General features: G+C 35.9%; 4 protein-coding genes. 2 read left to right on the top strand and 2 right to left on the bottom strand.

The features are described from left to right. Positions 1 to 335 precede the first annotated feature (335 nt). Both C3L50_RS08050 and C3L50_RS08045 read left to right on the top strand, forming a co-directional pair. Positions 336 to 5132, top strand: a complete 4797-nt coding sequence (locus C3L50_RS08050) for a T9SS type A sorting domain-containing protein (RefSeq protein ID WP_103805663.1) — start codon at positions 336 to 338, stop codon at positions 5130 to 5132. A 460-nt stretch (positions 5133 to 5592) separates the two neighbouring features. Continuing rightward, on the top strand, positions 5593 to 10182 hold the full coding sequence (locus C3L50_RS08045) for a T9SS sorting signal type C domain-containing protein (RefSeq protein WP_103805662.1): 4590 nt from the start codon (positions 5593 to 5595) through the stop codon (positions 10180 to 10182). Positions 10183 to 10270: 88 nt separating this feature from the next. Here C3L50_RS08045 and nadD read toward each other — a convergent pair whose 3' ends face one another. Together nadD and gmk are read right to left on the bottom strand one after the other, a co-directional pair. Then, a complete protein-coding gene (nadD, locus tag C3L50_RS08040) occupies positions 10271 to 10852 on the bottom strand; it encodes a nicotinate (nicotinamide) nucleotide adenylyltransferase (protein WP_103805661.1) in 582 nt (193 codons plus the stop codon). A gap of 70 nt (positions 10853 to 10922) precedes the next feature. Continuing rightward, complete coding sequence (gene gmk, locus C3L50_RS08035) at positions 10923 to 11492, bottom strand: guanylate kinase (RefSeq protein ID WP_103805660.1); 570 nt, start codon at positions 11490 to 11492, stop codon at positions 10923 to 10925. Positions 11493 to 11496 lie beyond the last annotated feature (4 nt).

Here is an 11496-nt window from a genome sequence, read left to right as displayed (position 1 = left end):
GGATTAATTAAGTTTGTTCAAGTGTTCGCTATTAATTTAGTGTACAGATAGGCTAACCCTGTTGGAGTTTCAAATTCCGACAGGGTTATTTTTATTTCCAATCAGCCTAATGTGCATCTAAAATTGAATAAATCTTCTAGTAATTGAGCATCAAGGAGTTATATTTTGTTGGAAAACAACAGTATATCGACTAATTTAGCAGTTGAACGAATATATTTTGAGCAATATTGAACAGATTTATAGATTTGCGCCATAAAATTATTTTAACACTAAAGAATTTAGCGTCACAAACAAAATAACGGTAGCCCCCTATCAAAAAAATATAATTTAACCTAATGAAGAAATCCTACTTAAATTCAGAAATAAATTCTGCAGTATCACTAAGGCCATCAATGACAATTCGTTTGTTGTTCATGGTTTTGTTTGTTGGTTTGTTTGGGAATGTAGTTAACGCACAAGTAACAATTACAAAACCCAATTTATCAATTCCAGTTTGCTTTAGCTTTCCTTCATCCTATTCTGTTTTAGGCGATATTGTTATTAATGAGAATAATAATGGGGATTTCGCTAGTAGTGCTACTAGTAAAACCATAATTTTATCCGCTCCAGCTAATTTTGAATTTAAACCTTTAACGGGAGCTATAGCTTATTGGGGAAGAAGAGACATAACAGCATCGTCAATAGTTGTTACAGCCTCAACAATTACAATAACCTATACCTGTACAACAACTGGAAATGATGATAGATTAACTTTATCAGGTCTTGAAGTAAGAGCAATAAATGCTGTAAGTTCAGGCAATGTAATAAGAACAGGAGGGACAGGAACAATAAGCGGATTAGCAAATAATACAACATTAACTAATACTTTGACATCAACTTTATTGGCTATGCCTACAGCAACAGCTGGTGGGACTCAAACAATTTGTCTAAATAGTACAGCAACTGTAAGTGGTGCAACGTCATCAAACGGCACAATAGCTTGGACAGAAAATGGTACGGGTTCAATTACTTCTGGTGCAACTACATTAGCACCAACATATACTTCCACTGTAGGTGATGAAGGAAATACAGTTGTATTGACAATGACTGTTTCAAATAGTTGTGGAGTTGCTACTGCTAAATACAATGTAATAGTAAATGATTTGCCATCAAATCCAACTTTAGTTACTGCAAGTACTACAAGTGTTTGTGATGGTTCAAGCTTAACCTTAAACGCAACATCTCCTGGAAACACTATTTATTGGTATGAACAATCTAATGGAGGTATATCAATAGGAAGTTCTGCAAGTGGAGAAAATTTCACTTTTATACCAACAAATCAATCAACAAGATATTATGCAGAGGCTATTTCACCAGTTGGTTGTCCTAGTGGTTCAAGATCGCGCACAAATACTATTACTTTAACAAATCCGCCTACAATTACATCACAACCTACTGCTCTTGCAAGTGTTTGTTCGGGTAGTCCTGTAATTTTGAGTGTATCTGCAACAGCATCTGGAGCTGTATCATATCAATGGAGGAAAGACGGTATCAATATATCAGGGGCTAATTCTTCAACTTACACCATTACAAATCCAACGACTACACTTAGTGGATCTGTTTTTGATGTGGTTGTTTCTCGATCTGGTTGTTCAGTTGTATCTAATCCAGTTAGTTTCACGGTAAACCCTTCTCCGTCAGCAACTATAACTGGGGCGTCAGGGATATGTGTAGGTTCTTCTACCTCACTTACTGCTGCAACACCTGGCGGGTCTTGGTCATCAAGCAATGCAAGAGCTACAGTAGACAGTAACGGAGTGGTTAGCGGGATTTCTGCTGGTACTTTCACGATTACCTATACTGTTACTAGTAATGGTTGTACGGCGACTTCACAAAAAACAATGTCTGTTTCATCATTGCCAACACCTGTAGTTTCTTTTAGTCAGGGAAATTTAGATTCCAATTTAAATATTACGGCTTGCCAAGAAGTCGGTGGTGGTGGTCAAAATGATTTGGATATTTTATCGGGAAACCCTAGCGGGTCAACCTATCAATGGCAGGTGAGTTATGATAATGGTGTAAATTGGGTAAATGCTGCTGGCCCCACGAATACTCAAAATCAGTATGTACTTGATCCTTTTTATACTGTTTTTACTTCAAATGCAGGGACTTATAAATTTAGGTTACTTATAGATAATAATGGTTGTTCGGGAGTTAGTAATCTGCTTACTTTGACAGTATCAGGAACTTCTGCATTAACAGCAGGAACAATTGTGGGTAATCAGAGTTTTTGTGGTGCAAGTCTTAATCCAGCAGGATTTACTTCTTCAGCACCAGCCGGGGGTATGGGAGCTGGAACTTACACATATCAATGGCAATCTTCTATTGATGGATTTAATTTCATCAATATTGTAGGCGCAACTTTAACAACTTATGATTCTCCACAAATAAATCAAACAACGTATTTTCGTCGTAGTGTTAGATCTGGAGGATGCAGTGCTTTTAGCAATGTGTTGTCTGTCTTGCTTGGTGCTCCAGTTACAAACGTTTCACAGCCCAATTGTACCTCCTCAACAGGAACTGTAACGGTTCCATTTCCAGTATCAGGAATTACTTATACGATTACGGGGACAAACCCAGTTACACCAACAGTAACTAATTCAACAGGTATATTCTCGGGATTGACACCAGGAGATTATGATGTTAGGTTTATTGCTGCGTCAGCTTGTATTTCTCTACCTACTTCTGTTACTGTCAATGAACAGCCATTAGTTCCTTCAATGCCTGTCACAACGACTGCTCAACCTTGTGGGGTTCCGACAGGAACTATAACTGTTACTCCTCAAAATGCTGGAGAAACATACAGCTTTGATAATGGTGCTACTTTCCAATCTAGTAACATAAAGTCAGGATTAACTCCAGGGAATTATTACGTTATTATAAAAAATTTGGTATGTAGTTCACCCTCAAAATTAACTGTTATCAACTCAAGTCCAAGGACTCCCTCTACACCAGTGATTACCTCTGTTGTACATCCAAATTGTTCATTTTCATCAGGAACAATTACGGTAGCTATTCAAAATGCTGGGGATTTCTATAGTTTTGATAATGGCGTCTCTTTTCAATCTAGTAATATAAAATCAGGACTGACAGCTGGAAATTACAATTTAATTATTCAAAGTGCTGGCGGTTGTAATTCTCCCTCAAAGCAAGTTACAATTAATGCTCAACCTACTTTACCATTAGCGCCTACGGTAACAGAAACAGCTCCAACTTGTGCTATACAAACAGGCACAATTACTATAACACAAATTGGGACAGAAACTTATAGTTTTGACGGTGGTGCATTTTCGAATACTTTAGTATATTCAGGATTAGTGCAAGGGTCCTTGCATACAATAAGGGCTCAAAATGCTAGTGGTTGTATTTCTCCAACAGTCAATATTTCGATAACATCATTATCAAACACATGGTCTGCTGGAGCTTGGACTTTTGGTACACCAACTGCAGAACAAAATATTGTTTTTGACGATACTTTTTCATCTACCGAAGATTTATTAGGCTGTTCTTGCCAAGTGAACTCAGGAATAATTGTAACAATTAATTCACCAAATACTTTAACTTTAACTAATGCAGTTACTGTTTCGGGGACAGGAAACTTAATCTTTGAAGATACAGCTAGTTTAGTTCAAATCTACAATACAAACTTAAATTCTGGCAACATAATATATAAAAGAATAAATACTTCAACCCGTGAAACTGATTATACATATTGGTCATCGCCAGTAGCGAATCAACAATTAATTAAAGTTTCTCCTAAAACCTCTCCGAGTATGTTTTATTCTTTTGACTCCTCTGAAGAAAATTGGGTAGCTGAATCGACATCCAATAACATGAGTATAGGAAAAGGTTATATTATTGGAGGGGTGTCGCCAAATCCTCCAAATCCTCCAGCTTTTTGGGAAGCTCCTTTTAATGGCGTTCCAAACAATGGACATTATGAAATCACATCAATCATTCCTGACAAATCATATCTTATAGGGAATCCATATCCATCGGCTTTAGATGCAGATGCATTTTTGTTACAAAACAAGGATGTCCTTTATGGGACTCTTTATTTCTGGACTCACAATACCAAAATTGGAAAGGGTACCTCTAATAATGGGCCAGAAGCCTTGCCTTATACTGCAAATGATTATGCTTCTTATAATGCTACTGGTGGCGTTGGTGTAGCACTAGCTCCTGAAAATCTTTTAGGCACTGCTTCTGCTCCAAGCGGAGGAGCAATTCCTACTGGTAAAATTGCTGCAGGACAAGGTTTCTTTGCCTCAAGCAAACCTTCAATATCTGGAACCAATATAGTATTTAATAATGATATGCGTGTTGGAGTTAATGGAATAACTGGTAACAACAGTCAGTTTTTCAAAACTAAAAATCCTAAAGGCAAAACGGCACAAATAGAGAAAAATCGCGTTTGGTTGAATTTAACTAATACCGGTGGTGCTTTCAAACAAACCTTGGTGGGTTATATAACTGGAGCTACAAATGCTATTGATGATGATTTTGATGGAGAAAGTTTTGATGGTCAGGAATTTGTTGATTTTTATAGTATTAATGAGGATAAAAATTTAACCATTCAAGGAAGAGCTTTGCCGTTTGATGAAAATGATGAGGTTCCACTGGGATTCAGATCAACAATTGAAGGTTCTTTCTCCATAAATATTGGTCAAGTAGATGGTTTAATGACTAATCAAGATGTTTTTATTGAGGACAAATTGACCAATACTATCACTAATTTAAAAAGCGGAAACTATACTTTCAATACTGCTGCAGGAAAATTTGACAATCGATTTGTATTGAGATACACAGATAAAACCTTGAGTGTCGAAGAAAAAACCGGGGAAAGAGATGGAATAGATGTTTTATATTCCAATAATTATAAAACACTAATCATCAAAAATAATCTCAAGGATGCAACTCTAAATGTAGTAACTCTGTACAATATTTCAGGTCAAAAAATAGCCAATTGGGATGTTAAAGAAAGAGAACAAGCACTTATTCAGATTCCAATAAAAAATCTACCATCCGAAATTTATATTGTAAATATCAAAACTACGGAAGGAGAATTCAGTAAAAAAATTATGATTAAATAAATATGTAAGGAATTAGAACAAGATAGTGTCATTTTTTATCATTTTATATTTTTTGTTTAGCATTTGTCAAAGAAATTTTACTAAAGTAAAACAATAATTTTTTTCAAAAATCCAAAACTTCTTGTTATTGACAAGGAGTTTTTTTTATTTCTAAAATTCATCCATTTGTTTTTTTGTACTTGACTTATGCTAAAAATTTCATAGGAATTGTTAATTAGGCTATTGTAAAATGTTTTAAAAACCTTGTTTTTTTTAAACTAGAACTATTTTATTTATGCAATAACAATCCATTTATATTAAATTTTGTTTTTTATCGATAAAAAACGTGTTTCATCGGATTTTTTATTCTTGATGATTAAGATAAACTATTTTCGAGCCACAAAAGCCAATTTTTTGCTAACCCCAATTAAGTGTAAAGAATAGATTTTTAGTAAAATAGAAAAGCACTGCCAATAAATTCATGAATTCATCCTACTTAAATTCTGTTATAAAAATTATATTATCATCAAAATCATCATCAGCAATTGGATTGTTCTTGATGGTTTTGTTTGTTTCTATAACACCTCTAGTTTCTTTTGGCGCCACTAGAACTTGGGATGGATCTTCCAGTACAAATTGGAATACAGCAGCTAACTGGAGTGGAAATGCTGTTCCTACAGCTGCGGATGATGTTGTAATACCTAATGTTGCCAACAAACCAACTATTTCAATTGCCGGAGCAGTTTGTTTAACTTTGACTATAAATAATACAGGTACTAATACCAACACTTTAACAATCACCTCACCTGGTACGCTTGTCGTTTATGGAGCAATAGTAATGACTGGACCAACTGGAGGGACAAGGAATACTATTATTAATGTTGATAATGGTTCACTTTCTGCTAGTTCAATATCAATGTCTGATTCAGGAAATAATAATAGGGATTGTATTTTATCTGTTTCCACAGGTACTATCAATGTTAGCGGAAATATAACAATGAATGGTTCGACTAATAGGAATCAAGTAACTTTTACAGGGGCTGGAACTTTAAATTTGGGAGGAACAATGACAGGTGGTGGGTTAACACCATCAACAGGGACAGTAAACTACAATAACTCTGGAAATCAAAATATTGGGAATTATTCTTACAACAATCTTACGCTTTCTGGTTCAGGAACTAAAACATTTGGTGTTGCAACTACTATCAATAATGATTTTTCTATTGCCACAAATGTAATCGCTAATCTAGGAACTAGTTTAACTCATACGGCTGGAACTATAACTCTTGGAGGAGAAGGAACTGTTCCAGGTTCTTGGGGGTCAACATCATCTACGGCAACCAATAAGGACAATACTTATTTTGCTGCAACAACAGGTAGAATAAACAATAGTTGTACTGCTCCAACAATAACAACACAACCTACAGCTTTAACTATCTGCGAAAATTCTGGCGGAAGCTTTAGTGTGGCAACTTCAGCCTCAAGTCCAACCTATCAATGGCAGTATTCAGCAGATAATACAAACTGGGTAAATATAGATGCCGCTTTAAATCCTTATGTAGCGGGATATACAACGGCTACTTTTACATTGACTAACACGCCTGCTGCTTGGACTGGTAATTATGTGAGATGTGTTGTGCGATCTAGTACAGGTTGTCGCACTAATTCCAATTCAGTCTTGTTGACGGTCAAAGCATTGCCTGTTATCACTCCAAACAAGGTTGATGAAACTTGTCCAGTTTCGAATAATGGAAGTATTTCACCTACTCTTTCAGGAGGATTATCAAATATTAGATACATAAGACTGACCCAAAAGTATGCTTCTTGGCAACAAGTGGCTGAAATTGAGGCTTATGAAATTTTTACTGGAACCAATGTTGCACGATCTTCGAATGGAGCAACAGCTTCTGCAACTTCAACACTTTCAGGGTTATACCCAGCATCAAGTGCTATTGATGGAAATAATTCTGGAAGTAATAATTTTTGGCATAGTGCAACATCAAATATTAATGAGTATATTACAGTTGATTTACAATTGGGAAAAAATATTGATTATTTAAGAATTTTTAATCGTACAGATTGTTGTCAAGATAGAGGGCAAAATATGTTATTAGAACTTTTTGACGCATCTAATACTTTAGTGTATTCTAAAACCATCGATTTGTATCAATCGGGTGCCAATGTTCCTGTAACAGTTAATGTTTTAGATGTTTCGTGGGCAGATGGAGCTACAACTTTAAATCGTACAGCATTAGATTCTGGAAATTACACGCTTAATTATGCAGATGAATTAGGGTGTTCTGTTAGTTCTCTTATAAATATTAGTTCTGTTAATCCAGCAAGTGTTGGTGGAACAGTTTCTGGAGGTTCAACACCAATTTGTCAAGGTTCTTCTACAGGAACTTTAACTCTTTCTGGATATACAGGAACCATTGTAAATTGGGAAAAGCAACTCAACGGTGGTGGATGGAATTGGGCAGGCGGAAGCGCTACCACTTTTTCTGAAATTCCTTATGCCGCCGGAACTTGGGAATATAGAGCTGTGGTTCAAAGCGGTAGTTGTACTTCTGCTTATTCTTCAATACAAACTATTGTTGTAAGTCCAACTCCAGTAGGAGGTGGAGTTTATAGTGGAAACACACCAATTTGTTTAAATTCTTCTACCGGAAATATGACATTAGGTGGTGGATACGTAGGTAATGTAGTGCGTTGGGAAAAACGATTACTACCATCAGTTACTTGGACTACTATTGCTAATACAACTACAGTTTATTCTGAAAACCCTTCGGTAGCTGGAACTTGGGAATATAGAGCCGTTGTTGGTAGTGGAAGTTGTGCTACAGTTAATTCTTCTGCTTTTAGTGTAACGGTAAATCCAGAACTAACCATTACATTAATTAATTCAAATTCTAGTGTTTGTCAAAATACGACCACCGCATCTTTTGCTTATTCAGCCACAACGGGTTCGCCAGCTGCTTGTGTTGTGGATTTTGATTCAACGGCTAATACAGCTGGATTTAGTGATTTATCTTATGTTGGTTTAGGAAGTGCTCCAAATACATTTTCAGTAAATGTGCCTTGGGGTGCAGATGCTGGAGTTTACAATGCAACTTTAACGCTTAAAACGGATTGGCCTAGTTGTACAAGTACGGTATCGTATCCAATAACCGTTACAGTTGGAATAGCAACACCAACAGTAGGAACTATAACTCAGCCTAATTGTTCAACCCCAACTGGAAGCGTAGTCTTAAGTGGTTTGCCTGCATCTGGAACGATATATCAAACAGGAACTGTAGTAACTAATTTTCCTATTACAGGAACATCAATGACAATATCAGGTTTAACTGAAGGAACTTATCAATTTTCAGCTTCCAACGGAACTTGTACTTCATCGGCAACTGGAAATGTAGTTATTAATTCTTTGGTTACCAATACTTGGACTGGAGCTTGGTCACAAGGAATACCTACAGTAAATCAAAAAATTGTTTTTGCTGCAAATTATTCCTCAACTGGAAATGTAACTGCTTGTTCTTGTATGATAACTTCAGGAGCGGTTACTTTTAATGCAAATGATACTTTGACCCTGACCAATGAATTAAAAATTACCGCAGGAAGTTTAACTTTCGAAAACACTGCCAGTTTAGTACAAATAAATGATGCCGCAATAAATTCAGGCAATATTATCTATAAACGAAATACATCATCGGTTCGTATTTCTGACTATACTTATTGGTCTTCACCAGTTGCTAATCAAAATTTGGCTATATCTCCTGCTTATACTTCTGGAATGTTTTATTCATTTAATGATTTTGCCACTCCAGAATCTTGGAAATCAGAATCAGCTTCAACGATAATGACCGTCGGAAAAGGATACATTATTAGAGGACAACAAATAGGATCGCCAACCCCGCCTCCGCCGCCAAGTTTTTATCAAGCTACTTTTACAGGAACACCACACAATGGAAACAAAAGCATTGTGATTGGGCCAACAGGAAACTCTAATTTGTTAGGAAATCCATATCCATCAGCTATTGATGCCAATAAATTTTTGTCAGCCAATAGTACTGTTATAGAGGGAACGATTTATTTTTGGACACACAACACGGCTATTCAATTAGCATCTAACATTACAAACGGAACTGCTGGGTCAGGAGCATTTGCATATACTTCGGATGATTATGCATCTTATAACGGAACAGGTGGAGTAGCGGTTAGCGGAGGAATAATTCCAACAGGTGAAATTGCTGCAGGACAAGCTTTTTTTACTACAAGTAAAGCTACAGGAGGCTCAGTTGCATTCAATAATGCCATGCGCTTAAGTTCAGGAGGAGCAATATTGGATAACAGCCAGTTTTTTAAAATTAAAAACACTAAAGGCAAAACAGCACAAATAGAGAAAAACCGTATTTGGTTGAATCTAACCAATGCAAAAGGAGCGTTTAAACAAACCTTGGTAGGTTATATTGATGGAGCTACAAATGATATTGATAATGCTTTTGATGGAGAAAGTTTTGATGGGCAAGAATTCATAGACTTTTACAGTGTGAACCAAGGTAAAAATTTAACAATTCAGGGTCGTGCCTTACCATTTAGCGAAAATGATGAAGTTCCTCTAGGATTCAGGTCAACAATTGAAAGCCCTTTCACAATAAGTATTGATCAAGTAGATGGTTCAATGACTAATCAAAAGATTTTTATTGAAGACAAATTAACCAATACCATCACTGAATTAAACGCTGGTAATTATACTTTTAGTACTGTTGCAGGTACATTTAATGATCGATTTGTGTTGCGTTATACCAATGGTAAAACCTTAGGAACAGATACTGTAACAACACAAAAAAACAAAGTTGTAGTTTCTGTAAAAAACAAACAAATAAAAATAAATTCCTTGTCAGAAACGATAAACAAAGTCGTCATTTTCGACTTGTTAGGAAGACAAATATATCAAAACAACAAAGTAGATAGCAATGAGTTTTTGACAACAGATTTCAGTTCGAGTCATCAAGCTTTGATTGTAAAAACTACTTTGCAAAATGGCGAATTAGTTACGAATAAAATTATATTCTAGACCATATTCTAAGATTAAAAAAAACCTTCTAAGTATTTAACTAGAAGGTTTTTTTGTGGATTACTATTTACTAATTGAATAGATTTTTTTACTTTTTATATAAATTATTGTGGTCGATATATTCCCAAACTTTTTCAGGTAAAAGTGGGCGAACATTCTTCTTGTTTTTGATGTTTTCTCGGATAAAGGTCGATGAAATTTCTACAATTGGCGCATCAATAATGTGAATTTTGGGATTGTCTTTATATGGCAAAGTTTCCAGTTCCGATGAAATTCTTGGATAGACGAAAATGTCGTGGTTTTGCAAAATTACCTCATAGTTTTTCCATTTATGTAAGGACTTTAAATTGTCTTCTCCCATAATCAACGAAAATTCGTGTTGCGGATGTTTGTCCTGCAAATGAGCCAAAGTATTCACGGTATAATTGGGTTGTGCCAACTTGAATTCGATATCCGAAGGCTTGATTTTTGGGTAATCTTCGGTGGCCAAAAACACCAATTGCAGTCGTTGGTAATCGTCCAATAAAGTCTGTTTGTTTTTGAGCGGATTGTGCGGTGTCACAACCATCCAAATTTGATCCAAACCAGAATATTCAGCAAAGTGGTTGGCAATAATCAAGTGCCCAATATGAATGGGATTGAATGTTCCGAAATAGAGACCGATTTTCATAATTTAGGTTTTAGGTTTTAGGTTTTAGGTTTTGGATTTTACTAATACCCAATACCTAAAACCTAATGCCTTATTTTACAAAATCCTTCACCAATTGATGTGCTTCTTCTAAAGCAATTTCCAAATCATAGTTTTTAATCACAACATCAAATTGTGGTGCTGTCGCCAATTCGACGTGGGCTTTGGCAATACGCATATTGATTTTTTCTTCACTTTCTGTAGAACGTTCCTTGAGTCTTCTTTTGAGTTCGTCCACGCTGGGTGGTTTCACGAAAACAGCCAAGGTTTCTTCAGGGAATTTATGCTTGATGCGCAACCCTCCGGCAACGTCAATGTCGAAAATCACGTTTTTTCCTTTGGCCCAAATGCGTTCGACTTCGCTTTTTAGCGTTCCGTAAAAATTATCTCTATAGACTTCTTCCCATTCCACAAAATCTTCGTTTTTGATGTGGGTTTTAAAATCTTTTAGCGACATAAAGTAATAGTCTTTTCCATTTACTTCTTCGCCACGAGCTTCACGCGTTGCCGCCGAAATCGAAAACTCCAAATTCAAGTCTTCTTGCTTTAATAAATGCCTAACGATGGTGGTTTTCCCTGAACCCGATGGTGCCGAAAACACTATTAATTTTCCTTTTTTCATTATG

Source organism: Flavobacterium alvei (genome assembly GCF_002920895.1).
GTDB lineage: Bacteria > Bacteroidota > Bacteroidia > Flavobacteriales > Flavobacteriaceae > Flavobacterium > Flavobacterium alvei.
Note: the sequence above shows the minus strand (reverse complement) of the source record. Positions and strands in the feature narration are given on the sequence as shown.